Genomic DNA, 512 nt, shown 5'->3' on the forward strand with positions numbered 1-512 from the left:
GCTTTATTGTGGGATGATGAAGAAGGAGCATTTGTTGCACGTCATGAAAAAGATGGGCAGAAGACAAAGAGCAAATTAAAGTATCTTTTGGATGGTGAGATTGCCGAAGGTTCAACGGATGCCATTACAGGGAACCAACTTTATCTCATAAGCAACCAGCTTGCTAATTATTTCGGTGGCGGTGCCAAATATGGGAATGGCAAATGGACAGATCCTACTTTTAAGATTGTTCAAGTCAATGCTGATGGCACAGTTGGGGAGGAAAAGAACTATAATAATGTTGCTGAGGCGCTTGGTGGTGTTACTGGCGGTATGGTGAACATAAATAACCGTATTAATGATGTCATCAACAATGTTGATTCAGATGCTTTAAAGTGGAATGATAAAGAAAAAGCCTATGATGCTGGTCGCGATGGAAAGCCGAATAAAATTATTAATGTAGCCGATGGTAAAGTTGAAAAAGGTTCGAAAGATGCGGTTAATGGTGGACAACTTTGGGAAACCAATGAACG

1 pseudogene is annotated in these 512 nt (G+C 40.4%); it reads left to right on the plus strand.

Annotation, left to right across the window (positions count from 1 at the left end):
* A pseudogene (locus tag ACFIO3_RS15665) lies at positions 1–512 on the plus strand (hypothetical protein); the annotation flags it as partial.

This window comes from Bartonella sp. AD328YNZD (genome assembly GCF_042196425.1).